The following is a 24,273-nucleotide window of genomic DNA, read 5'->3' on the forward strand; positions in this document are numbered from 1 at the left end:
CAAAACCGAAGTCGATTGGATTCGTTTACTTTATAACTATCCCCATCCTTTTCCGGATAAACTGATCGATCTGATTGCGAGCGAGCCCAAAATCTGTCATTACATCGATATGCCGCTTCAGCATATTGACGAAGAAATTTTAAGAAAAATGAACCGGATCCATCAGCAGGAATACACGATTAAACTCATCTCAAAAATGAGAGCACGGATTCCCAACCTGGTTTTAAGGACCTCGCTAATTGTCGGTTTTCCGGGTGAGACTGAAAAACATTTTGATGTTCTTTATGATTTTGTGAAGGAGACCCGGTTTGAGCGGCTCGGGGTCTTTGTTTATTCCCAGGAAGAGGGAACTCCTGCCGGAGAAATGAAAGACCAGGTGGAAGAAGAGGTCAAACAGGAGCGGTGGGACAAGATCATGAAATTACAGGAGAAAATCTCCCATGAAAATCATAAGAAACTGGTAGGAACCGTCCAGGATGTCCTGGTTTCAGGCCTTTCGGAAGAAACCGACCTTCTTTTAGAAGGACGGTATTATGGCCAGATGCCCGAAGGGGATGGTCTGGTCTATATCAATGACGGTGTCGCCAACCCCGGCGATATGGTCAAAGTCGAAATCACCGACGCCCACCCCTACGACCTCGTCGGCCGGATCATCCAATAATAATGCAGGGGTGGGTTTAAAACCCGCCCCTGCGGAAAATCTTACGCTGCTTTCTTCTTTAGGCCGGTTTGACTCCAGGTAATCGAGAGCTTTTCGGGTATATTTTCTGTTCCCACCAAAGATGAAAATTTGCCTGGAATATCGACTTTGAGTTTTTCTGCAACCAGAGTTCTGACGGCGACCTCATTAATGGGCGTCAGCCACTTCTCTTTTGCACGTTCCCATTTTAATATCGACCCGGAAGTGAGTCCCAGGCATCCTGCGAATTTTTCCATAGAAAGACCGAGAACTTTGCGAAGAAACATCACTTCTTGACCATGTAAGGGAATTTTTTGTTTTATAATCTCGATGGCAACGAGTTTTTCCAGATCGCCAAGATTTACCATGACAATTTGATCGATCTCTTTGTCTTTACTTACCCGAATAGGAACATTTCTAATTTCAATATAATTTAGACCACCTACTCCCTTGATCGTTGTTGTTTTCATATCTTTTCTCTCTCCTTTTTTGAAAGATGCCTCCACATCACGGTGATGATGACGATGCCGTGATCAAGTTTACAGGCGAAAGCAGCACCCTTCCCATTCAGGGCATATCCGAGGATTAAATAAGTCTGTTTCTCTTCTTGCCACTTAAAATGAATACAAGATCGGGCGATTTGAACGACATCCTGATAAACTAACCCTCGCTCATTCATTTGTTCCAGGGCATGAATGGAAAATCGCACATTTTCATTGATGACTGCATCGATGATCTTCCGTATCAAATCCGGCAGGGTCATATCAAATCAAAATCATATACCTAGTCATTGAATAAGTCAATGATTTATTCTTGTTCATTTCTGATGGTTGAGACGTAAAGATTTTTCTAAAGATAAATCTTACTGATAGGAATATTTACAGAATCCTTTGGTCCGGTTGCCTGACATTTCTTCCCAATTCGGTAAATAGGCGGTCATCAGGCATTTAAACAGCTTTCCATGATTGGGGACGCGGAGATAGAGAAGTTCATGATGCTCCTTACATAAACTTTCTTCTCTTGAATGCCTTTACATCTGCTCCAGAAAGATCAAACCATTCCCCATTTTTTCTTTTATCTTCCAGGCTTTTATGCCAATAGGCCTCAATTCCAACCGGATCATCAGTACTTGTTTTATGGATCAATTGTACTTTCTCTGGAAGTTGAACGCCTAATTCATATTCGCGTCTGCCGGCACTATTGCTTCTGCCAATTTTATAATACTTGCCAGATTTCATCAGGTAAACGAACCCGAAATTCTCAACGGCGATATCTATATCTATTTTATTCTCTTTGATTTCTTTATCTGAAAAGAGAATTGGACGACATATTTCGAGCACATCAGATAATTGACCCTGTTTTTCACAATACTCAACGATTTTCTTGGCTTTTTCATGTTTCTTGAATCGATCAAACGTATTAGAACTTGGAAAATGTTTATCCTTATTAGCCTTCAATGTAAGCTCAGCCTTAGTTGGGAACTTTCCTATTTCTCTAATGAGATCAATCAATTTTCGTATAAGAAGGTCTTCATTGTAAGGCTGATTAAATATATTTGGTGGATAACCAGCCTCTTTTATGGCATCGCTCCACTTGGTCCAATATTTTCCGAACCAGTCATATTTCTTTATACCTGTTTCAGAGGAAAATCGCCCCATTCCCAAAGGTATACCGTCGTTCCCAAGAACAGAGTTAGAAAGCTGTCATTGCGAACAAAGTGAAGCAATCTCAAGACTTTACGATAAGATTGCCACGCACCCTTCGGTGCTCGCAATGACATGATTAATAAGTGGGTGCGAAGTCTATCGCTGGTCTTGTTATTTCCCTTATGATATGCTCTTTGCTGATTGTCATAGTTACTGCCAATGGTTATTAAACTTTAAAATTCCCCCCGTAATGGAGCGAAGAGCGACTGGAGGTTTAGTTCTACTCTAATTGAACAAATTAAGTCAATGTGTTGTTTTTTCTTGCCCACCCCCAGTTTTTATACCGCGGCCCAAGACAAGGGATTCTGTCGTCGATCCAAAGTCGGGCGATCGGAGAACCCCTCTGTCCAAACGTATTACCGTGGCCGTTTCCGCTCATGAAACGCGGAAGCCGGCAGGGTCGGGCCTTTTCGATGGTCCGTTTGCCGCTGGGATCAACTCCGCCACCCCTTGCCTTGGTCCTTCCCGTTAAAGGGAACCAAAACTGGGGGTGGCAAGGTTGTTTTTTCTTGTGTTCCACTTAGTTTTATCGGCAGTGATAGAACTGCGGTGAGAGGTCAGGGGAGGGGGTGTAGGAATGGGTCGTGCGCCAAACCACGTTTCAAGAGATAAACTACCTGCATGGAAGGCGGTTCATGAGCGTTCCATGCCGAAGTAAATACGACAGAGGAGGCAATGCCGGTGGACGCTTTGACCCGTGACGGAATCCCCCTTCCCTGGCCTTGACCCAGGCCACAACCGCGGCAAACAAATAAAAATTTCAGGGTTTTTTTATCGTACTGATTAAGGTGTTGTTTTCGTTGAGGCCGTCGACGGTGGCGTTGAGTTCAATCATCTTGTAAAGATAATCGAGAATTTCCTGGACAATGACTTCTCCGGGGACGAGGAGCGGGATTCCGGGCGGGTAGACGGTGATAATTTCTGAGGCGATTCTTCCGACGGAGTCTTCGAGTTTGACATATTCCGGGTCGGTAAAAAACGCTTCTCTGGGGGTCATGACCGATTGATTTTTGAATTGGGGGAGTCCAATCGATTCCAGCGGAGTGACCTGATGCCCCTTGTAATAGTCTTTCGACATCTCTTTTAACGCTTCAATCAATCGGTTTAAATCGTCTTTCCGGTCGCCGATACTGACAATGACAAGAATATGGAACGGATCGGCCATTTCAACCTGAATGCTGTATTTCGTATTTAAGATCTGAGAGGCCTGAAAGCCTGAAAGGCCGAGGTCTTTGACCGAAATCGTCAGTTTGGTCACGTCCAGATCGCCTACATTCGAGAAGAACGAGTTTTTTAGAGTCTCCTTTCCAAAACAGGTGATTCCTGAGATCTTGTTAACTTTTGTTCTCGCTTCTTCCGACAGTTTAATCGCTTTATCCAGAAGCTTAAATCCTTCCGTTGCCATTTGCATCCGGGCAAGGTCGAGCGAAGCCATTAAGATATAGGAGGGGCTGGTGGTCTGGGAAAATTTCAAAACATTGGTCAAGGTCGTATAGTCGATCCGAGGACCCTGGGCATGAAGCATAGAGGCCTGGGTCATCCCTCCGATAATTTTATGAGTGCTTTGAACCGACAGGTCTGCTCCGGCCTCCAGGGCGGAAATCGGCAGATCGGGATGGAATTTAAGATGGGGCCCATGCGCCTCGTCGACCATGACGACAAGCCCTTTTTCATGGGCATAGGGGATAATCTGTTCGAGGTCGGCGCAAATTCCATAATAATTCGGGCTGGTCAGAAAAATCGCCCGTGCGCCGCGGGGGACATATTCATCGATAGCGGCTTTCGTCTCTTCAAAGGTGACATTGAGTGAAATTTTGAGCTGTTCGTCGACGCTGGGGGAATAAAATAACGGCTGGGCTCCGCTTAAGATCAGCCCTGCCAGGACCGACTTGTGGGCATTACGGGCAATGATGACTTTATCGCCGGGATTACAAACCGTAATCATCATGGCATGGTTGCCGCCGGTCGTCCCATTGACGAGAAAATAAGACCGTTCAGCGCCGTAGGCCTTTGCCGCAAGCGCCTGAGCTTCTTTAATGACCCCTTTCGGTTTTTGAAGGGAGTCAACCTCGTCCAGGGTCGTTAAATCAATGGAAAAAATACGAGGCCCGACATATTTACGAAATCGGGTTGAAATTCCTTTACCGCTTTTGTGTCCGGGGGTGTGAAACGAGACTTTCCTTAATTCCGCCAGGTTGACCATGGCGTCAAACAAAGGGGTTTTGAATTGTTCTTCATCCATTTTATTTAATGGTAGGAGAAAAGAGGGGTATTGTCTTCAATAATTCGCTCAGTGTTTTCAATCCTCTGGCGAATATGTTTCGGAAGAAGATACTGCCCCTGATGAATTTCGCTGTGATAGTATTGGAGATTGCCCTTGATTCTCTGGCGAATTTTTTCATCAACGGTTTGCGGGGAGAAAGACTGCGGATCAAATTCTTTGGAGGCCATGGCAAATCCCCATGGGAGTCCAAACGAGGGAATATAGGCTTGATAGGGAGAAACAACGGGAAAAACCGTCTTTAAGGTCTGGTAAACCGCGCTGAAATTGAGCAGAGCATTGACCGAAGTCGTTCCCGCCTGAAGGGAGATCGTGCCGCTTTTTGAAAGCCGGTTTAAAACAATTGAATAAAACTCTCTGGTATAAAGAAGATAGGCTGGACCTTCTTCAACCGGTTCCGAGATGTCGATGATAATGACATCGTAGACATCCTTTGTTTCTTCGAGGTATTTTCGCGCGTCAAGATAGCGGAGTTCCACCCGGGGGTCGTCAAAAGAGCCCTTGTGCCAGGCCGGAAGATGTTCTTTACAGCTTTCCACGACCTCCTGGTCGATATCCACCATCAGGACATATTCAACCGATTTATGGCGAAGGATTTCCCGTAAGGTTGCCCCTTCCCCCCCTCCGACGACAAAGACTCGTTTAGGAGCGGGGTGGGTCAGCATGGCCGGGTGAACCAGAGCTTCATGGTAGATAAATTCATCCACCTCGCTGGACTGCATTTTTCCGTCTAAAACGAGGCAATCTCCATAGCTTTTGGTCCTCATGATTTCCATTTTCTGGAACTTTGTCTGCCTGGAGTATAAAATGGTCTCGATCCCGTGGATATGACCTTCCTCGGGACTTAAAAAATCATGGAACCATTTGTAGTTCTTCGGCTCGGACATAAGGACCTGCTTCTTTCAATGGTTTGTGAGGAAGTTTGACATTTCCTCTGGCCAGCAACCCTCGTTTCATTTCAACGATAGACGGGGTTTTGCATTGGAATTTTTCAATTAGAAAATCGGCTGCGACTTGTGGCTGAAGCAAATCGCCACAGGTGAAAATATCAACAGCCGCATATTTATATTCGGGCCAGGTATGGATGGTCAGGTGGGATTCCGCGATAACCACTGCGCCACTTATACCAAAGGGGCTAAATTTGTGAAAATAAACTTTAAGGATGGTTGCTCTGGCCTCTTTTGCTGCAGAGACCATAAACTCTTCGACTTTCTTAAGATCATTTAATAGTTTAGAATTACAATCTTGTAATTCTACAAGGACATGGGTCCCCAAGGCGTGCAATCGATTTGCCCCCTTTCAAATGAATGGATTTTTCGATCCATTGTTTGTGGTTATTTTTAAAAATCTCACCTCCCACAAAGCTTGCTCGCGAGCGGTTCCGCAGCGAAGCTAAGTTTTTTATCTTCTCGAACTAAAAAACTAAATTTCGTTGTAAATATATCTCAATATTTCTAATTGTCAAGAAAAAATCTTTTTCTGACAAAAATATTTTTTAAACGGAGAAGCCCCTTTAAAAAAGTAAAAGTATCATGAGGGTGAAAAAGGGTTGAAGTCAACAGAAAAAAATAAAAAAACTGATATAATTAAGTGAAGCAACTGGCTATGCCAGTGCGTAACGCGGGGTTCGGGGGGCATTGAGAGTGAATTTCTCGAAGGCCCCTGAATATGAATAAGTGAAGCAACTGGCTATGCCAGTGCGTAACGCGGGGTTCGGGGGGCATTGAGAGTGAATTTCTCGAAGGCCCCTGAATATGAATAGGTGAAGCAACTGGCTATGCCAGTAGAAGGGGGCGACGTGAGCCCCTATGATCGATGAAGCGTGTTCCAAAAAAGGAGTGGAGAGATTATGGCGGTTTTAAAACAAGATACCCCCTCTGCCAGAAATGTTTGGGTCTTAATTTCGACGCTGGTATTAGCGGTTCTCGGGGCTTTTACTTTTATTAAATTGATTGTTCTGCTCGATTTGAAAGAATACCTGGGTTTGGTGGTTCCCCTTCTCCCTATTTTCTATACGATCATTTACCCCATGCTGGATCGTCCCTTTTCGAATGAACACCCAAAAAAGAGCAGGGAAACTGTCACGGCTCCCGTTGAGATTTCCTCCCCGTCCTATTTTATGAACCTTTCCCCATGGCGGATTGCCGGAGCCATTGTTATTTCGTTGGGGATTAAGTTTTTGATGGAAATTTCCCAGTATGCAATGATATTATTCCTTTCAGATGGATCGTTGACCAATCTATGGATGAGGATGGATCCTTCTCTCATGGTAAGATTATTTAAAGGCGATCTTGTTGATTCTCATCGATCCATGCTTTTTCTTGAAATGATTATAATGAGCTGTGCCGGAGGAATTTGGCTGGGGCACACTTCAAAAACACGTCCTATTATGGAAGGAATTGTGGCAGGAACCCTCGTTTCAGCGATCATTGCTTTTACAAACCTGACGCCTCTTTATGGCCAGATCAATCAAATGACGTCTCAATGGGCTGGCTTAACCGGATCGAAGATCCATTTTGAGCTTTTTTCGGGAGTTTTGGTTTTTACGTTCCTTTTTAGCTGTTGGGTTTTAATGGGCTTAAAATTAAAAATGAACCCGGTGAACCGCAAAAAGAGGGTTAAGCGGAAATAAATCCTCCATGTCGTTAAAGAATGAAAAAAAATAAATCCTTAAACCAAAAAAAAGAAAAAGAGACGAAAAGCCAGTCAAAAAAGAACCGGCGATTATATAACCGGGTCGCCATGGGCGTAATGATGGTGTTGGTTTTGCTTGTCATCGTTTACTCCGTCAAAAGCATCCGGCCGGTTGACCTGTCCGACCCCGGAAATCGTCCCTTCAAAGGGAACCCTAATTCAAAAGTTATTGTTTCTGAATTTAGTGATTTTCAGTGTCCGGCCTGCCGCGGGGCTGAATCCAACCTTAAACAGCTTTTAGCCGATTATCCGGAAAAAATAAAATTTGTTTTTTATAATTACCCGTTAACCCAGAACCATCAATGGGCCATGGTTGCCGCGGAAGCGGCGCAATGCGCGAACGACCAGGGAAAATTCTGGCCTTACCACGATCTGCTTTATGACCGACAGGAGATTTGGGCTAAAGACTCGGCCGCGGAGAAGACGTTTAAAATCTACGCGGGGGAGTTAGGGTTAAATGCTGAAATTTTTAACGCGTGCCTCGACCAGGAGAAGAAAAAGTCTGTCATCAGTGAAGATGTGGACAGAGGAGATGCTCTTCAAATCCAGTCGACACCGACGATTTTTATCAATAAACAACGGGTTATCGGTGGGAATTCGCTGTTTGAATTGAAGCAGGCTGTAGAAAACGAACTTAACCTTCGCTCCTGATGGCCTCCCTTAACAAAAACGCAAGTTACTTTGCTTTTGTTTTTTTTTCCAGAATTTTTTTAGGTGGAATGTTTGTGTTAAGTGGGTTTGAAAAACTAACCCATCCCCCGGAAGAGTTTGTGGTGGTTTTAAAAAATTATCAACTCCTCCCTGACCCTTTTTTGAAACCCTTTGCTCTTTTTTTTCCCTGGATCGAAATTCTTTTCGGGACCTTCTTAATCATCGGCCTTTTTTATAAAGTGTCGTTGGTTATGGTGGGGCTTTTGCTTTTTTTATTAACTTCAGCCATTGGAATTACCCTCCTGAGAGGAATTCCGCTTGAAGATTGCGGCTGTTTTAAATCGTTAGGCGTTAAGGAGTCAGGGGGAACCGCCATTTTTAGAAACGCGGTTCTGTTGATTTTTTGGCTAAATCTTTATTTTTATCCGGATCAGAGATGGACTGTAGATCAATGGTTTAAAGACAAACCAGATTAGAAAGGGGTGCGGTGATGAAAACCTACCTCGATTATTATAAATTACTGGGTGTCAAGACGACAGCCACCCCAAAAGAAATCAAACGGGCCTACCATCAATTAGCCCTCCAGTTTCATCCCGACCGGCATTACGATCAAAAAACAGAAGAAAAAGTAAAAGGGATTTTTCAGGATATTTCAGAAGCCTACTTTGTCCTTTCGGACCCTAAATCACGGAATGAGTATGACCGTATTACCCACCGAAAATTCCCGGGAATTGTCCGACGTTTTTCGTCAGGATCAGAATCCGTTTTTAACGGAATTAAAAAGGATGGCCGAAAGAAAAAAAAATGGACCCGATATCCCGTCTTAAATTATTTCTTTGATTTTATTGAACTAATGGCCATGCTGGTTGTCCTGATTTTCCCGTTTGCCGCCCCTTTTATCTTAATTCTTCTGTTTTTGATGTTTTTTCGTTTTTGAAGCGAGTGTCGGCGAGATTTTGGATAATTTTTTTATGGGTTGTTGAAAAGGGGAAACCTTCAGTTTCTTCTAATGAGGCCCACCGCAAGCTTCCGTCGCGGCCGATATTTCCGGAAAGGTAATCGGCCTCAAATACGTGGAGCTCCATTTTAAAATGGGTGAACGTATGAGTCAGCTTAAAAAGAAAACTTTTGTTTTTCAGTTTGATATTCAGGTTTTGGCACACACGATTGAGTTTTGTTTGATCGGTTAAATCGGCTTGATCCACCACCGACTCAGGAAATTCCCATAACCCACCCAACAATCCATTTACCGGCCTTTTTCGAATTAAAACCTTTTTGTTTTTCCAGATGACCATTCCCGCATGAAAATAGAGAGGAATTTTCTCTCTCTTTTTCTTAAGTGGAAGAACCATTTGAAGGTTCTTTTTAAACCCGAGGCAAAAGGAATTTAAGGGACAGAGCCCGCAGGAGGGTTGTTTGGGCTTGCAGACGGTGGCGCCTAAATCCATAAGCGCCGAATTAAATTCCCTTGCCTGTTTTGGGACCAGAGAGGAGGAATAGTCCCAGAGGTTTTGATCTGTTTTTGGACCGGGAGCTGTTTGTACGGCAAACAATCGGGAAAGGACCCTCCGGACGTTTCCATCCAAAATAGGAAAGCGCTGGTTAAACGCAAGGCTTAAGATTGCGCCAGCAGTTGATTTTCCGATACCCGGCAACTTGATGATCTCCTCAAATTGGTCGGGAAACCGGCTTTGGAGCCGTTTGACAATTATTTTGGCTGATTTTTGAAGATTTCTCGCCCGTGAATAGTACCCTAATCCTTCCCATCCTTTTAAGACTTTATCTAAAGGCGCCTCCGCGAGGGCTTGTACGGACGGAAAAGAAGAAAGAAAACGGTGATAGTAAGGGATAACGGTGTCGACCTGAGTTTGTTGAAGCATGATTTCGGATACCCAGACTGAATAGGGGGAAAAGCTGGTTCGCCATGGGAGTTCCCGGCCATTTTGTTTGTACCACCTGAGGAGATTTTTGGAAATTTCCGGGTTTACTTTCAACGCCAATATTTTTTGGGGCAGGCCCCCGTGCCTGCCCTGGGCGACCACAGGGGGTCGCCCTTACCTGGATCCTGCGACATGTTCATCAACCATTACCATTCCCCACATCTGGTTATGAATCCCGCAAAAAAAAGGATAAACCCCGACATGAGAAATTTTATGCTGGAACCGGTCTCCTGGATGGAGAGGCTCATTGACGGGAGGTTCATTTTCAATTGTTTTGGCGTCTGACGTGGCGGAGGAAAACATTAAAAAATGGTCTTGGGAATCCTGGTTTGCCCAGGTAACCGTTGTTCCGGGTTTTACCAGGATGACTTTAGGAGAAAAAGATAAGGTTCCTTTTTCTACGATAATGACGTTGATATTTCTAATATCTTTAACCGGTTTGACATCCCCTTGAACGATAGAAAAGGAAATCAATAAAAACAGTATTAAAAAGGGAACGCATGTTTTTAAAATTTTCATCGCTAATCATGAAATTCAAACTTTTCAGCTTTTAACCTTTTTTTAATGGCTTCTTTTTGTTTTCGTTTTTTCTTTACACTCGGTTTTTCGTAAAATTTTCGTTTTTTTATCTCTTTCATGACCCCTTCTTTAATCATTTTTTTGGACAAATACTTAAGGGCCCGCGCAACTTCGTTGTTATAGACTTTAACTTCCAATTCAGACCTCGCATGTTTTGTGACCCGGAAGAATTCATTTTCCGGGCAGTTTAAAAGAAAATTTCGGCAAAATTAATTAATAAGACCAACCTGCTCGACATTAAAGCAATGGCTCAATAATGTCAAGTTCATAATTTATGGCAATTGGGCGAGCAGACCCTGTAATGAGTCTATAAAGATGTGATATGATTAGACAAAATAAAAACTTGTTAAAAACAATCCTATGCCAACAGTCCCCGAAACAGCGCCCCTGGAAACAATAGATTCGAGCTTTCAAATAGAGCCTGTCCGTCTTTATAAAGTCATCTTTTTAAACGACGACGTGACGACGTTTGATTTTGTCGTTAAAATTTTACTCGCCATTTTTCAAAAAGGTTACCCCACGGCTGTCAAACTTATGCTGGAAGTCCATCAAACCGGCTCGGCTCATGTTACAACCCTTCCTAAGGAACAGGCCGAATTTCGTCAGGTCCAGGTGCATGATGCCGCCAAAAAGGAAGGTTTCCCCTTCCGTTGCGTCATTGAACCTGAATGATTCATGAAAAGTCTCCTTTTAACCACTTTTAAATCGCTTCGGCACCGAAATTTCAGATTGTTTTTTCTGGGACAACTGGTTTCGTTAACAGGCACATGGGTTCAGAATATTGCCCAGAGCTGGCTCGTCTACCGGCTGACCGATTCGCCGTTACTCCTGGGGTTGACCGGTTTTGTGGGTCAAATTCCTGTTTTTTTGTTTGGACTTTTTGGGGGTGTGGTGGCCGATCATTACAACCGCCACAGGATCATTTTAATTACCCAGACCCTTTCAATGGTTCAGGCGTTTCTCCTGGCCGCTCTGGTGTTAAGCGGACAAGTTCAAATCTGGGAAATTTTTTCTCTGGCATTTTTTTTGGGATCGGTCAGCGCGTTTGATCTTCCTGCGAGGCAGTCGTTTTTTATCGAAATGGTGGGAAAGGAAGATTTACCGAATGCCATTGCGTTAAACTCCTCAGCGGTCAATGGAGCGAGATTGATGGGACCGGTTATTGCCGGACTCCTGGTGGGCCTGGCAGGGGAGGGGGTTTGTTTTTTCATCAATGGCTTAAGCTTTTTAGCGGTCATTGGCGGACTCTTTTCTATGAAAATTTCATCCTCCAGGCAAGGGGCGATGACGATCTCGATTTTCGAATATTTGAAGGAAGGAATTTTATATGGGGTGAAAACCCCTGTGATTAAAAGGACTTTACTCTTGCTTTCTCTGTTAAGCCTTGTCGGGCTTCCCTATTCTGTTTTAATGCCGGTCTTTTCAAAGACAATCCTTAAGGGTGGACCCGGAACCTTTGGTTTTTTGCTGGGAGGCGCCGGATTAGGAGCTCTTTTGGGAACCTTAACCCTGGCCCGGATCGGATCTAAAGATTTTGAAAAAACCATTTTTAGGGTTGCTATCGGAACGGGGATTTCTTTTATCATGTTTTCTTTTTCAAAGATCATTTTAATTTCTTTTTTTATTCTGGTTGCAACCGGTTTTTGTATGATGTCTCAGCTGGCGGCCACAAATACGCTATTACAAACCGTTGTTCCTGATAGATTAAGGGGGCGTTTGATGAGCTTTTACGGGTTTGTCCTGTTAGGGATCGCGCCGTTTGGAAGTTTGCTGGAAGGTTTTTTTGCAGATAAATTTGGCGCCCCTTTAACGGTCGGCATGTCAGGCGCGCTGATTATTGGAGGGGCATTTTTGTACTTTAGAAGAGCGGTTCTTCCGCCGGCATTGAAACCTGCGTTAGTTCCTCCGCCTGAAACCCCCTGATTTCAACCTTAAGAGGGGCAAAAGGCCATCAAGGTGTTTGTGGGAACCTTTCCCGACGCATCCCGTCCTCCCACCAGATAAATCGTATCATTTAGAATCGCTACCGACGGGGCGGCCCGGGGTTCCGGCATCGTTTCCAGCTCCTCCCACTTTTTTCCGGCTGAATCATAAACCGCGGCCCGGTTAGAGATCTTGGTCCCGTCATTTCCGCCAAACACATAAATCTGATTGTTTAAAGCGCAAGCGCCGATTCCGGCGGAAGGCCACGGAAGCTTGATGGAGGGATTTTGTTCCCAGATTCCCTTTTCAGGGTCAAAAATTTCGATCAGGTCAAAATTTTGAAAACGGTTGTCTCTAAAAGCGCCGCCTCCCATCGCCCAGATTTTTCCCTCTATGGAGACTGCTCCCAATGAAAACCGGGGGGTGGGAAGCGGAACGATCTCCTCCCATTCCTGGCGTTTTTCGTTTAGCCTTTCAGAAAATGCAAAAGCCGGGTCCGTTAACGGTCCGCCGACGGCTTCGGGATGATGGCCGCCAAACAAATAAATCGTGTCGCGGTGAATCACGGCGGATGGGGCATCATGTTTCATTTTTAAAGAAGGCCCTTTTTGCCAGGAGTGGCGGGCGGGGTCAAAAAGTTCAACGACGGTCATGAAATTGAATGTGCCGTCTGGATTCTTGAAGCCGCCTCCCATGACATAAATTTGATGATTTAAGGCAACAGAAACCAAACCGGAGCGAAGGGTAGGCATTGGCGTGGAAAAACTCCACCGATCTTCCTGAGGGTCATAAACCTCTACTGTCTGGAGGCTCTTAAAATTCAACCCGCCGCCGCCAAAAACAAACAGTTTTCCGTTCGCCGAAGACGCTCCGCAGTGAGAGCGCTCAGCGGCCATTGGTTTTAAAATTTTCCAACGGTTCATGGCTCGAATCAGAAGGGAAGTTGAAGACTGGTGACCGTTTGAAGGGGTGTCCTGCCGTCCCTGGCCCAGCCGCCCGCAAGGAATACCTCGTTCCGGATCACCACCGGTGTCACCGCCGCCCTTGGTTCGTCCAGAGACGGAAGGATGTTCCAATCCCGTTCTTGAGGGTGAAAAAAAGCAGAACGGGTATGAATCCCTTCCGTACTGTAACCTCCAAAAAGATAGATTCCGTTTTTAAAGGTCATCCCGCCTTGAGCCGCGGCCGGCCAGGGAAGGGCGAAATTTTTTTCTGTAAACCACTTATTTTTTTCAGGGTCGTAGATTTCTATGACATCGTATTCAGAAAAACCTTTTGCGGAACAAGCGACCCCTCCGAATGCGACAATTTTTTGGTCAAGAACTCCGGCGGAGAGAGCAAAACGGGGATAGTTTAAAGACGCGATCTCTTCCCATTTTCCGCGGTTAAAATTTAGCTTTTCACTAAAAGCAAACCCGGGATCTGTTTGAGGACCGCCTTCGGTGGCTTTGGGATGATGACCGCCGATGATATAAATTTCTTCGTTAAGGAGGGCGAACGCGGGGTAATCGTGAGGCTGGAGAAGCGAAGGGCCCTTTTCCCACAAGTCGTTTTTTGGGTCATAAATTTCAACCAGGTCGTAAAACTGGAACTTTCCATCCGGTTTCTTAAATCCGCCTCCCATCACGTAAATTTTTTCGTTGACGGTTACCGCAGCGGCTCCTGACCGAAGCGTGGGCATTTCCTTTCCAAAAGACCATTGATTTGTTTTGGGATCGAAAATTTCGGTCGTATTGAGACTCCTAAAGGCAGGGCCGCCTCCGCCAAAAAGATAAATTTTATCCTGGTAAACAGCAGTTGCCGGGTGAGAGCGGGCGGTATGAAGAGACGGACGCTTAATCCAAGTTTTCTTTTCCATGGAAGCGATCATATCAAAATGCCTGAATAAAGTAAAACGCTTCATAACCCTTTAGTGAACGACGGTCAGTCGTGCGAAAGTGGCTGGTATGCCCTGAGCGGAGACTTCGGCGAAGTTTGTTTACCCCACCACAATGAAAAAATCTAGAGATGCGGGTAACTTCGTCGGCGTCGAAGAGCCGGGCATACCAGTTACTTGAGATCGCTTGACGGAACGGATAGAATTTTAGAGTTTTCTTAATTTGTTTTGTTTGGCCCTTTCCCGTTTTGGAAGCTTTTTTGGATTTCCCGACTTTTTACCGAAGCGATGGGACTTGTCCTCTTCCTCTTTCTGCATTTCTTCATCGAGCCCGGAATCCCTATGGCTCAATCTAGAATTAAATTCCTGGATCGTCAAAGCGGTGGCGCCATATTGATGAGCGCAGTCTCTGATTTCACGGTCTGAACTGACGACCACGCATTGTTCTTTTAACCTCTTAATGAATCGGATGATGACCTGGTCGGCTTTTTCACCCAGACGGGAATAGACCACTTCAATGCCATTTTTTATTTCAAAATGCTGGTGGAGCTCTCCATCTTTCCAGCCGTCAAAAACGACACAAATTGGGAAATTTTTATTCTGGCGGTATGAACCAAGGATGGAAATAAGCTGGTTTCGCTGAGCCTCCAGTTTTTTTGAGAGCCCTTTATGAAATCCGATAAAATTATAGCCATCAATGATCAACTGAATAGCCAATTCTTAACCCCAAAAACGTTTTAACCACATAATAAATAAAAAAAACAAAAATTAAAACATTTTTTTATTGACATCTATACTATCTGTGGTATAAAGAAAGATAAATATACCACCTATAGGAAAAAATCGAGTTGAGAATAAAGTTTTCCCATTCAAACGGGATCTTTTCTCCCTTTCCCTTGCTGAAAATCTTTCTCTTTTTATTTGGACAAACTACTTTTTTTAACCTTTTAAAAACAAAGTGTTATCAAACAGTTAGTTAAAATTATGAATAAGGAGAGACTCCTATGCGTATAATTTCGATTATGAACCAAAAAGGAGGTTGCGGTAAAACAACAACGGCAATCAATCTGTCGGCCTTCCTCGCCGAGTTCGGTAAAAAAGTTCTCCTGATCGACCTTGACCCGCAAGGACATTCCACCGCCGGTTTTAATATTAAGGAAAACATGATTGAATTAGGCCTGTTTGATGTTTTTACTAAACAGGCCAGCCTCGAAGATATTATCAAACTTCAGGTTTACCCGGGCCTGGATTTGGCGCCGACTACCGTCCGGTTATCCGCCATTGAACAATATCTCTCCGGAACGTTTGAAAGAGAGCGTCAGCTCCGTTATCATTTGGAAAAATTGCAGCTCCCTTTTATTTATGATTATATTATTATTGATTGTCCGCCTCATTTGGGTTTGCTCGTATTTAACGCTTTAATGGCTTCAGGTGAGGTCATCGTTCCCATTGAGCCAAGTTCCTTTTCCTTGCAGGGAATTAATAAACTCCTCGAAACGATTGAACTTTTAAAGGAAAATGCTCATCATCTTCTCAAAGTGATGGCCTTGCCGACGATTTATAATCATCACAGCCATTTTTCCAGAGAGATTTTAAAACAAATTCTTAATAAGTTTCAGGACCTTACGTTAAAAGCGGTTATTAGACAAAATGTGAAATTGAAGGAAGCGGCGCAGAAGGGTTGTCCGATTTCGGTCTATGACAGGCAGTCTTTCGGCGCAGAGGACTATCAAAGTCTGGCTTTTGAAATAATTCAACAGGATGAACCGTCCTTTATCTGGCCCGGAAAAACTCCGAAAGAAGAAAAACAAGAAACTCCCGTTGAATCGGTTTCGATTCAACCTGAAATAAAAGAAGAAAGTTTCGTACAGGAAATTATGGTTATTGCCCAACCTTCAGAGAAAAAAATAGACGGAGCCCCACAGGAGGAAAGGAGCCGAAATAACGCATGAATCAAAAAGAAAGACCCGTGAGCAAAGGCCTGGAAGAAATTTCACATTTTTTTCTTTCGAATGTTCCTTCTGAGGCCCAAAAAAAGAACGTGGGTTTAAATCCGTTTGAAAGTTCCCTGAAATTTAAAAAGAAAAAAAGGGTTCTCCCTTTTTTGAGCCTCTGTTCAAATATTCCCTCCTCTTTTTTCACCTGTAACATCGGATTAGACCTTGCCCGGCAGGGAAAAGAAGTCTTTGTTATTGATGTCGAAAAACGGCAGCCTAATGTCGAGTCTACGTTCGGCCTCAAACCGGCTTCGCTCGGATTATCAGACATCCTTTATCCTTCGGAAAATAAGATTTTCAAGACGGTTGAGTCCCATCTGCGGATTCTGGACTTTCGACTGGAGCTGGTTTCCCTCCCCTCGGCGCAGAAAGAAAGGGATAAAAAGCTTTTGGAATTATTAAGCCGGGAAGAGGCTTTTTCAGAATGGATGCTCATTAACCTCCCAAAAACAAATCGGCTTCTTCAAAACCCGGAATGGGTATCCCGCGTCAATGAAATAGTGATCTTTATGGACTCGCAGCCCCAAAACTTGATCGAAACGTATGCATTTATCAAGGCCTTTTTTTTACTTAAGCCTGATTTAACAATCTATGTGGGAGTCTGTGACGTCTCTGCGATTCAGGAGGCCAGAGAAAGTTTTGATAAAATGCTGAAAGGGGTCATGATCCATTTAAATCAATCGATTAAAAGCATCGGTTATTTATTGAAAGATCCTTCCATTTTACAGTCGCTTTCCGAACAAGCTCCGCTTATGAAAAGTTTCAATCCTGTTGTTCAAAAAGGATTGAAGGCGATGACACAGATTTTAATGGATCAAGAGGTTGTTCCCCCCGCATTTTTTCTCCTTGAGGAACGGAATTAAAGGAGTCCGGACTGGATGAGCTTTGAAAAAATAGAATCAATTTCTTATGAGACTCTTTTAGAAATTCTTCCGAGCCATCTCTCGAACATTCACCCTGATTTGACGATCAGGGCGGAGCGGGTACGCCTTAATAAAGAGGACTCTCCTTTTCTTCTTGTGTTAAATCGTAAAGAGAAACGAATTGGAACCCTTGAGCTTTTGAAAAATTCTCCCTCACTGCCGACTCAGATTTTGTCTCATGCGGTATGGTTGACTCAAAACAGCTATGCACTTGCCAACTTGAACAAAAATGAATTTGATCCTGATCTTCCTCCCTTTGTCATCGGTCTTGTTTCAATCTCTCCTTTATGGGCAGGGTTATGTTCTTTCATTAAGTTCGAAATGACGTTGTTAAAATACCAGGCAATTTCCTATCAAGGGGTGACGGGACTGATTTTTGACCCTCTTTTTGGCTCCTTCCAAAAAAACGCCGAACCCTCCAAATCTGCTGAAGAGAAAGTTCCGTCGCCGTTTCTCTCGGAAGGCTTTAATGAAATGGGGCTGACGGAAGCCGAAATCCGTTTCTTTTCCAACTAATAGCCTATTCGGGGAGGACTTTCCATTGAGGGAAGTTATACCAAATGCCGATCGGGGTGACTTTAACGCCTGAAAATCGGTTTGCCAGGATAGGGAGGGATTGTGGATAGTATAAAAAGGTATAGGGCTGATCTTCAGCAATTAACGCATGAAATTCATGGTAGATTTTTTTTCGTTTTTCTTTGTCGCATGTTTTTCTGCCTTCGATCAATAGCTGGTCCACCTTCGGATTATTGTAAGAGATAAAATTAAATTCCCCTTCTTTGGTTTTTTTAGAATACCAGATATCAAAGGCATCAGGGTCCCGGCCCAGCCCCCATCCTAAAATAATCGCGTCGAACTTTTTCTTATCAATATATTGGTGAAGCAAGGCCTGCCACTCCAAAATCTGAATATTGACTTTAATTCCAACCTGGTTCAGGTTGAATTGAATAATCTCAGCGCTTTTTTTCCGCTCGTCATTCCCCTGATTGGTCATAATCGTGAATTCAAATTTCTTTCCGTTTTTCCGAAGGATGCCGTCCGGTCCGGGAATCCACCCTGCCTGCGCCAGCATCCGTTTAGCCTTCCCCGGATCGTAAGGATAGGGTTTGACATCGGGATTATAGGCCCAGGAATCGGGAGGGAGAGGACCGGTCGCTAAACTCGCGTAACCGAGCCAAACGCCATCAATCAAGGTTTGACGGTCTATGGCATAGGTTAATGCCTGGCGGATTGTTTTATCCGAAAAAAGCGGGTTCAAGAGGTTGTAACCCAAATAAGTATAAGAAAAGCTGGGATATTGGAATTTATTGAATTTTTTCTTAAAAAACGGGGATTCGGTCTGTTTTTGAAACTGGACCGGGGTTAAACCCATATAGTCGAGGTTTCCTGAGCGGAGTTCAAGAAACATGGTCGCAGAATCAGGGATGACCCGAAAAATATACTGCTGGATATCGGGCGCCCCTTCAAAATAGTCGGGGTTTGAAACCAAAACAATTTTTTGCTGGGGAGTCCAGGTTTTCAGTTTATAAGGCCCGGTTCCGACGGGGTGCTGGTTAAAGGAATCCGTTTGAAGATCTTTGCCTTCCAGGAGGTGTTTCGGGATGATACCCAGCCCCCAGTTTTCCAATCCCGGGGCAAAAGATTCCTTATACGAAACGTTGACCTGATAGGGCGTAATAATTTTGACCTTGTCAATCCTGTCAAATCCTCCGCTATAGGGAGTGGCAACCTTTGGATCGATAATTTTCTGATAGGTAAATAAGACATCTTCAGCCGTCACCTCTTTACCGTCGTGCCATTTGACCCCTTTTCTAAGATGAAAGGTGACATTTTTACAATCGGGCGAGGATTCAAAGTTTTCGGCCAGATCCGGGACCAGGTTCAGGGTGGGGTCATATTTGACCAGGCCGTTAAAAATCCATCCAGAGACCTCTCCGGAAGCCCCGTCGGAGGCGAGAATCGGATTTAATTTTTGAGCATCGCCGATAGAGCCGACCGAAATGGATTTTGAATTCCCCGTAAAACCCGATAAAACGATCAAAAAGGAAAAATAAAATAAGAGGTCGGCTTTCTTCATGCCGGTCTATTTCTTTTTAGGCCCGGCGCCCGGAGTGGTTTCCACTGCAGGGGCCGCAGGATTTCCTCCGGGCGTAGCCGAAGGCTGCGTCGGTTGTGGTGGAGCCGGCGTCGTTGCTGCGGGAGCTGTCGATCCGGCCGGTGGAGCAGGAGCCGCAGGGGAGGGAACAGCTTCAGTTTTCGGAAGTCTCATAATAGAATTTTCACCTGCCCGTTCTCTAGACAGAAAAGCCAACCAGAGGGAGGTGACCATGAAAAGAACGGCTGCTCCAACAGTCATTTTACTTAAAAAGGTTGCCGCCCCCCTGCTTCCAAAAATCGTCTGGCTTGATCCGCCGAAAGCGGCTCCGATTTCAGCCCCTTTGCCGGATTGAAGCAAAATAGCGCCGATCATAATAAAACTGACAAACAGATGAATAATAATTAAAAATGTGTACATGAAATGGTTTCCCTTCTAAATTTATTTGGTAACCCTTCAGTGAACGGTTGGCATTTACGAAAGTGCCTGATGTGCCATGAATGGAGACTTCGATGAATTTAGCTTATCCTGCCTTAATATAAAATCCAGAGATGAGGATAAATTCATCGGCGTCGGAGGGAATGGCATACCAGGTGCTTGAGAACCGTTGACTGAACGATTACATTTATTTTATTCTTTGCCGTTGTTTTTTTGTTTTTTTAATTTTCCAATTTTCTTCCACACTGCTTATAATTTTTTGAAACGTTTCTTCTTTTTGACTCGCGCCTCCGACAAGGAAACCATCTATTTCAGGCTCCTGAATCAGGGTGTCACAATTTTCCGGATTGACGCTTCCTCCATATAAAATACGGATTTCCGAGCCGGTGGCTTTTCCAAACATCGTTTCAATTTTATTTCGAATAAAGTGATGCACCTCATTGGCCTGCCAGGGCGAGGCGGTTTTCCCGGTTCCAATAGCCCAGATCGGCTCATAAGCAAGGACGGTTCCCAAAACCTGTTTGGGTTTCAGGCCTTTTAAAACCTCGTCGATTTGATCTTCAACCATTTGAAACGTTCTTCCGGCCCGGCGGACAGAAAGCGTTTCTCCAAGGCAGACAATGGGAACAATTTTGTTCCGGAAGGCCCCTTCCAGTTTTCGTCGGACCTGGGTATAGGTTTCTCCAAAATATTGTCTTCGTTCAGAATGGCCCAGGATGACCCAATGACACCCTGCTTCTTTGATCAAAACGGGCGAAATTTCCCCCGTATAGGCCCCTTCATCCTCCCAGTGCATATTCTGTGCTGCCAGTTGCAGCCGGCTTTTTGCAATCTCCGGCGCGAGAAGCGGAAGGACGGTAAAGGGAGGCGCCAAAACAACCTCTGACTCGACCACGTTCTCTAAAAACGGGAGAAAATGTTTTATATATTCCAGTCCCTGATGGATGGTCATGTTCATTTTCAGATTGCCGATAACAAGCGGTCTTTTCACCTGGACTCCTTTTTACTCTTTTCGGTTAGGCAGGGCGGCCAGGCCTGGAAGTGTTTTACCTTCAAGAAGCTGGAGAGCGGCTCCCCCTCCTGTAGAGATAAACGACATATTTTCCGATTCCCCTGCCCGATGAACGGCCAATGCCGTATCGCCTCCTCCGACGATACTTAATGCATAAGCGTCTCCAACGGCATGGGCGATCGAAAAAGTTCCTCGTGAATAGGCATCCATTTCAAAAACACCCATGGGACCGTTCCAGAGAATGGTTTTGGCATTGGCCAGGGCCTCTGAAAAAAGTTTAACAGAAGCTGGCCCAATGTCCAGCGCGATCCATCCTTTTGGAATTTCCTGGACGGGAACAATTTTGGTTTCAGCTCCCGGGTCGGTGCTGTTGGCAACAACGCAATCCACAGGAAGATAAAATTTAATCCCTTTTGCAATCGCGTGGTCCTTAATCTCAAGAGCGAATTTTAAAATATCCGGCTCTACAAGGGACTTTCCGACCTCGTAACCCATCGCGAGAAGAAAGGTGAAAGCCATACCCCCGCCGATAATAACTTTGTCGACCTTTTTCCCGAGGTTTTCGATGACGCCGATTTTTCCCGAAACTTTAGCTCCTCCCAGAATGGCAACAAAAGGACGGGGAGGGCTAGCGACCGCGCCTTCAAGATATTCAATCTCTTTTTTCATCAGGAATCCGACGCCGCTGGTGGAAACAAATTTAGGTGTCCCTGTGATGGAAGCATGGTTTCGATGCACGGCGCCAAACGCGTCATTGATATAGACATCTCCTAACGAAGCGAGGGCTTTTGCAAACTTCTCATCGTTGGATTCTTCCCCGGGATGAAAACGGAGATTTTCCAGCAAAAGAACGTCACCGGGTTGAAGTTTAGAAACCTTTTCCTCAACTTCAGCGCCGATGCAGTCCTGAGCAAAGTCGACTTTCTTTTCAAGGAACCTTCCCAGCCGTTTGGCAACGGGGCTAAGGCTGTATCGAAGGTCTTGTTTTCCTGTGGGACGGCCCAAATGGGAACAGAGAATCACCTTCGCGCCTTCATCGATTGCGTAATTAATGGTTGGCAGGGTCGATCGGATTCGCGTGTCATCCGTGATATTAAGATTGGAATCGAGCGGAATATTAAAGTCGGCTCGAATAATGACTCTTTTCCCCTTTAGCTTAATATCTTCTATCGTTACTTTATTCATGTTCATGAATTTAAACCTTACAGAATAAAATCAGGAAAACCCCTTGTTTTTATTCGTCGAACAAAAAAATTATCAATTTTCTTTTCGAATAATGAAATTGACGAGATCTTTGATCCGGCAGGAAAAGCCCCATTCATTATCGTACCAGGCAATGACCTTGACCATGCGCTTATCAATCACGCGAGTTAACGCGGAATCTAAAATCGAAGAATGGGGGTTGCCATTTAAGTCAATCGAAACAACAGGATCTTCGGTATATTCGAGGATCCCTTTTAATTCGTTTTTGGATGCTTTTTTGAAAAGTTCATTAATTTCTTCAGCCCGGGTCTCTTTTTCCACCTCAACCACGAGATCAATTAACGACACATTAGGGGTAGGCACCCTGATCGCCATTCCTTCCAGAATGCCCTGAACTTCAGGAAAAACCTCTCCAATGGCCCCGGTGGCTCCTGTTGTGGTGGGAATCATCGAAACCGCAGAAGCTCTGGCACGCCGCAAATCTTTATGAGGGGAGTCCTGCACTCTTTGATCGTTCGTGTAGGAATGAATCGTGGTCATTGCCCCTCTTTTGATGTTTAAAGGGAGCAATACTTTTATCAGCGGAGCGAGACAATTGGTTGTACAGGAGGCGTTGGAAATTATTTTATGGTCCGGGAGGAGTTTATGTTCGTTAATCCCCATGACAACCGTAAAATCCGGTTTTTTCGCGGGCGCGGAAATGATCACTCTTTTGGCGCCGCTCTTAAAATGCAACCCGGCCCCCTCGCGATCGATAAACTTACCCGTTGATTCAATGACAAGGGGGATATTTTCTTTGTCCCACGGAATACAGGAAGGGTCTTTTTCATTGAAAACCTTGATTTCCTGGCCATTGACAATAATGGAATGGTTTTTAGCCTCGATTTCAGCCTCTATTTTACCATGGACCGTATCGTATTTTAATAGGTGGGCTAATGTTTTCGGATCGGCCAGGTCGTTAATTGCCGTGATTTTGTAAGCACTCTCTTTAAGTGAAGAGCGGAGGAAGACTCTTCCGATTCTGCCGAAGCCGTTAATTCCAATATGAATGCTCATTGATGGGCCTTGTTATTTCAAAATAAATAATTTAAAAATATAGCGCAACAAAATCCGAGAGTCAATGAATTAAAGTGAAAAATGAGGCGGAAAATTGATAAAGGTAAAATTATGGCGGGTTGCTTGGAAAACCATAGAAACGGAAACTTTTAGGAAATGGAATAAATTTTTGTTCTTAAAAAAACAGCGGGACTCAGGATCCAGATTCCCTCGTGTTTTTTAATGGGTTGGAGCTGTTTAGAATCGATTGAGATGATAAAATTTGCCTTTCCTTCAATCGCACAGTCGAGAATCCGGTTCGTTTCCTTTTTTTCTGGAAAAATCTTTGCCCGGTGGTGCGGTTCCACCACTTTTCCAATCTTGGAAATGTTCTTTACAATCTCATCGATTTCATCGTTTTTGTATTTAAGCTTTTGTTTAATAAACTTTCTGAATTCCTGCAAAATAAAAGAAGAGGTGATTAAACTGAGCTCCCCTCTTCTTACTTTTTGGAAAATCAAGTCGGAATTGCCTCCCAAAAACATAAGTGCGGAAAGCAAAACACTCGTATCCAGCACTATTCTTGGAGATTTATTTTCGATTCTCATGAACGTTTCGTTCCACCTCTTCTTCAGAAACGAAAGAAAACTCCTTTGCTTTTTGAGCAGCCTCTTGCTGCAATTTTTTCCATTGATGGGTTTCCAAGAATTGTCCCAAAGCTTCTTTGACCAAATCACTTTTGGACACGTTCCCTTCTTTGGCTACTTTTTCAGCCTCTTTAATCATCTTGGGAGGGAGGGAAACGGTCCATGATTTTACTGTACTCAATCCAAGGCCTCCTTACTAATTTAGATTGATATTTTTTTAAGTTAATTTTTATGATGTTGCAATCATAAATGATTTTCTTTGTCAATTCAAGGGGTTTTTAATCATTTGGCATAAAATATGAGTAATCCCCCTTTCTAATTTGTTCATAACTTATTGAATTTAAATAAATTTTTAATTTTTGTCGAATTTAATGAAAATTATACATAACCCATTGAAAAATAACTAATTTTATAAAAATGTTTTTTATTTCCAACTGGATTGTAAAGCGGTTACCTAGCCCGACTTTCTCACTTCGTGATGATTTTAAGGTTTTTTCAGGCCTCTTTTTTATGTAACTGATTGAAAAATCAACATAGACCTATCTCACTTGCCCTGTAGTGGAGACCTACCCCCTTGTTTCTTCCTGTTTTTTT

Annotated in this window: 29 protein-coding genes and 1 pseudogene; 10 read left to right on the plus strand and 20 right to left on the minus strand. The window is 44.1% G+C overall.

Annotated features, from left to right (window positions below):
* Positions 1-661: radical SAM protein (locus tag HYR79_09095; protein ID MBI1821850.1), on the plus strand; the 661-nt coding region annotated here is incomplete at its 5' end.
* Between the two features lie 41 nt (positions 662-702).
* Here HYR79_09095 and HYR79_09100 read toward each other — a convergent pair.
* From HYR79_09100 to HYR79_09130, 7 genes and pseudogenes are all read right to left on the minus strand, one after another.
* The gene (locus HYR79_09100; GenBank protein MBI1821851.1) at positions 703-1,149 is read right to left on the minus strand and encodes a hypothetical protein; all 447 of its coding nucleotides are present in this window, start codon (positions 1,147-1,149) and stop codon (positions 703-705) included.
* A complete protein-coding gene (locus HYR79_09105; GenBank protein MBI1821852.1) occupies positions 1,146-1,442 on the minus strand; it encodes a DUF4258 domain-containing protein in 297 nt (98 codons plus the stop codon). The genes HYR79_09100 and HYR79_09105 overlap by 4 nt, the downstream gene beginning before the upstream one ends.
* 99 nt (positions 1,443-1,541) lie before the next feature.
* Positions 1,542-1,673: pseudogene (locus HYR79_09110) on the minus strand (DUF45 domain-containing protein).
* Between the two features lie 7 nt (positions 1,674-1,680).
* Entirely contained in the window at positions 1,681-2,343 is a 663-nt protein-coding gene (locus HYR79_09115; protein ID MBI1821853.1) for a GIY-YIG nuclease family protein, read from the minus strand.
* Positions 2,344-3,145: 802 nt separating this feature from the next.
* The gene (locus HYR79_09120; protein ID MBI1821854.1) at positions 3,146-4,627 is read right to left on the minus strand and encodes an aminotransferase class I/II-fold pyridoxal phosphate-dependent enzyme; all 1,482 of its coding nucleotides are present in this window, start codon (positions 4,625-4,627) and stop codon (positions 3,146-3,148) included.
* A 5-nt stretch (positions 4,628-4,632) separates the two neighbouring features.
* Positions 4,633-5,553, minus strand: a complete 921-nt coding sequence (gene speE / locus HYR79_09125; GenBank protein ID MBI1821855.1) for a polyamine aminopropyltransferase — start codon at positions 5,551-5,553, stop codon at positions 4,633-4,635.
* Complete coding sequence (locus HYR79_09130) at positions 5,519-5,950, minus strand: S-adenosylmethionine decarboxylase proenzyme (GenBank protein MBI1821856.1); 432 nt, start codon at positions 5,948-5,950, stop codon at positions 5,519-5,521. The genes speE and HYR79_09130 overlap by 35 nt, the downstream gene beginning before the upstream one ends.
* Positions 5,951-6,515: 565 nt before the next feature.
* On the opposite strand from HYR79_09130, the gene HYR79_09135 reads away from it, so the two are divergent.
* The 4 genes from HYR79_09135 to HYR79_09150 all read left to right on the plus strand — a co-directional run bounded on the left by HYR79_09135 (position 6,516) and on the right by HYR79_09150 (position 8,948).
* Complete coding sequence (locus HYR79_09135; protein MBI1821857.1) at positions 6,516-7,298, plus strand: hypothetical protein; 783 nt, start codon at positions 6,516-6,518, stop codon at positions 7,296-7,298.
* A 20-nt stretch (positions 7,299-7,318) separates the two neighbouring features.
* Positions 7,319-8,011, plus strand: a complete 693-nt coding sequence (locus tag HYR79_09140) for a DsbA family protein (GenBank protein MBI1821858.1) — start codon at positions 7,319-7,321, stop codon at positions 8,009-8,011.
* A 68-nt stretch (positions 8,012-8,079) separates the two neighbouring features.
* Complete coding sequence (locus HYR79_09145) at positions 8,080-8,487, plus strand: DoxX family membrane protein (protein ID MBI1821859.1); 408 nt, start codon at positions 8,080-8,082, stop codon at positions 8,485-8,487.
* Between the two features lie 14 nt (positions 8,488-8,501).
* Entirely contained in the window at positions 8,502-8,948 is a 447-nt protein-coding gene (locus tag HYR79_09150; GenBank protein ID MBI1821860.1) for a J domain-containing protein, read from the plus strand.
* On the opposite strand, the gene mutY is transcribed toward HYR79_09150, so the two are convergent.
* The 3 genes from mutY to rpsU are packed head-to-tail and all read right to left on the minus strand — an operon-like array spanning position 8,908 to position 10,667.
* Entirely contained in the window at positions 8,908-10,053 is a 1,146-nt protein-coding gene (mutY, locus tag HYR79_09155; protein ID MBI1821861.1) for an A/G-specific adenine glycosylase, read from the minus strand. The two genes, HYR79_09150 and mutY, sit on opposite strands and share 41 nt — an antisense overlap.
* Positions 10,054-10,065: 12 nt before the next feature.
* Entirely contained in the window at positions 10,066-10,470 is a 405-nt protein-coding gene (locus HYR79_09160) for a cupredoxin domain-containing protein (GenBank protein MBI1821862.1), read from the minus strand.
* Between the two features lie 2 nt (positions 10,471-10,472).
* Positions 10,473-10,667 (minus strand): 30S ribosomal protein S21, encoded by a 195-nt coding sequence (gene rpsU / locus HYR79_09165; GenBank protein MBI1821863.1) that lies wholly within the window; start codon positions 10,665-10,667, stop codon positions 10,473-10,475.
* Between the two features lie 223 nt (positions 10,668-10,890).
* On the opposite strand from rpsU, the gene HYR79_09170 reads away from it, so the two are divergent.
* Together HYR79_09170 and HYR79_09175 are read left to right on the plus strand one after the other, a co-directional pair.
* On the plus strand, positions 10,891-11,202 hold the full coding sequence (locus HYR79_09170) for an ATP-dependent Clp protease adaptor ClpS (GenBank protein MBI1821864.1): 312 nt from the start codon (positions 10,891-10,893) through the stop codon (positions 11,200-11,202).
* Between the two features lie 3 nt (positions 11,203-11,205).
* Positions 11,206-12,453, plus strand: a complete 1,248-nt coding sequence (locus HYR79_09175; protein ID MBI1821865.1) for an MFS transporter — start codon at positions 11,206-11,208, stop codon at positions 12,451-12,453.
* An 8-nt stretch (positions 12,454-12,461) separates the two neighbouring features.
* On the opposite strand, the gene HYR79_09180 is transcribed toward HYR79_09175, so the two are convergent.
* From HYR79_09180 to HYR79_09190, 3 genes are all read right to left on the minus strand, one after another.
* Positions 12,462-13,376 (minus strand): hypothetical protein, encoded by a 915-nt coding sequence (locus HYR79_09180; GenBank protein MBI1821866.1) that lies wholly within the window; start codon positions 13,374-13,376, stop codon positions 12,462-12,464.
* An 8-nt stretch (positions 13,377-13,384) separates the two neighbouring features.
* A complete protein-coding gene (locus HYR79_09185; GenBank protein MBI1821867.1) occupies positions 13,385-14,311 on the minus strand; it encodes a hypothetical protein in 927 nt (308 codons plus the stop codon).
* 225 nt (positions 14,312-14,536) lie between these two features.
* The gene (locus tag HYR79_09190) at positions 14,537-15,046 is read right to left on the minus strand and encodes an NYN domain-containing protein (GenBank protein ID MBI1821868.1); all 510 of its coding nucleotides are present in this window, start codon (positions 15,044-15,046) and stop codon (positions 14,537-14,539) included.
* 287 nt (positions 15,047-15,333) lie between these two features.
* On the opposite strand from HYR79_09190, the gene HYR79_09195 reads away from it, so the two are divergent.
* From HYR79_09195 to HYR79_09205, 3 genes are read left to right on the plus strand one after another with little or no spacing between them, the layout of a single operon-like run.
* Positions 15,334-16,281 (plus strand): ParA family protein, encoded by a 948-nt coding sequence (locus tag HYR79_09195; GenBank protein ID MBI1821869.1) that lies wholly within the window; start codon positions 15,334-15,336, stop codon positions 16,279-16,281.
* On the plus strand, positions 16,278-17,189 hold the full coding sequence (locus HYR79_09200) for a hypothetical protein (protein MBI1821870.1): 912 nt from the start codon (positions 16,278-16,280) through the stop codon (positions 17,187-17,189). Before HYR79_09195 ends, HYR79_09200 begins: the two co-directional genes overlap by 4 nt.
* 15 nt (positions 17,190-17,204) lie before the next feature.
* Entirely contained in the window at positions 17,205-17,765 is a 561-nt protein-coding gene (locus tag HYR79_09205) for a hypothetical protein (protein MBI1821871.1), read from the plus strand.
* Between the two features lie 4 nt (positions 17,766-17,769).
* Here HYR79_09205 and HYR79_09210 read toward each other — a convergent pair whose 3' ends face one another.
* The 7 genes from HYR79_09210 to HYR79_09240 all read right to left on the minus strand — a co-directional run bounded on the left by HYR79_09210 (position 17,770) and on the right by HYR79_09240 (position 23,860).
* The gene (locus HYR79_09210; GenBank protein MBI1821872.1) at positions 17,770-19,326 is read right to left on the minus strand and encodes a peptide-binding protein; all 1,557 of its coding nucleotides are present in this window, start codon (positions 19,324-19,326) and stop codon (positions 17,770-17,772) included.
* Positions 19,327-19,332: 6 nt separating this feature from the next.
* The gene (secG, locus tag HYR79_09215; protein ID MBI1821873.1) at positions 19,333-19,764 is read right to left on the minus strand and encodes a preprotein translocase subunit SecG; all 432 of its coding nucleotides are present in this window, start codon (positions 19,762-19,764) and stop codon (positions 19,333-19,335) included.
* Positions 19,765-19,969: 205 nt separating this feature from the next.
* Positions 19,970-20,740, minus strand: coding sequence for a triose-phosphate isomerase (locus HYR79_09220; protein MBI1821874.1), 771 nt, complete (start codon positions 20,738-20,740; stop codon positions 19,970-19,972).
* A 45-nt stretch (positions 20,741-20,785) separates the two neighbouring features.
* A complete protein-coding gene (locus HYR79_09225) occupies positions 20,786-21,979 on the minus strand; it encodes a phosphoglycerate kinase (GenBank protein MBI1821875.1) in 1,194 nt (397 codons plus the stop codon).
* A gap of 72 nt (positions 21,980-22,051) precedes the next feature.
* The gene (gene gap, locus HYR79_09230) at positions 22,052-23,053 is read right to left on the minus strand and encodes a type I glyceraldehyde-3-phosphate dehydrogenase (protein ID MBI1821876.1); all 1,002 of its coding nucleotides are present in this window, start codon (positions 23,051-23,053) and stop codon (positions 22,052-22,054) included.
* A gap of 149 nt (positions 23,054-23,202) precedes the next feature.
* Positions 23,203-23,640, minus strand: coding sequence for a putative toxin-antitoxin system toxin component, PIN family (locus tag HYR79_09235; protein ID MBI1821877.1), 438 nt, complete (start codon positions 23,638-23,640; stop codon positions 23,203-23,205).
* Positions 23,624-23,860 carry a ribbon-helix-helix protein, CopG family gene (locus tag HYR79_09240; protein ID MBI1821878.1) on the minus strand — a complete coding sequence of 79 codons (237 nt, stop codon included), beginning with the start codon at positions 23,858-23,860 and terminating at the stop codon, positions 23,624-23,626. The genes HYR79_09235 and HYR79_09240 overlap by 17 nt, the downstream gene beginning before the upstream one ends.
* Positions 23,861-24,273: the final 413 nt, after the last annotated feature.

This window comes from Nitrospirota bacterium (genome assembly GCA_016178585.1).
Lineage (GTDB): Bacteria > Nitrospirota > Nitrospiria > JACQBW01 > JACQBW01 > JACOTA01.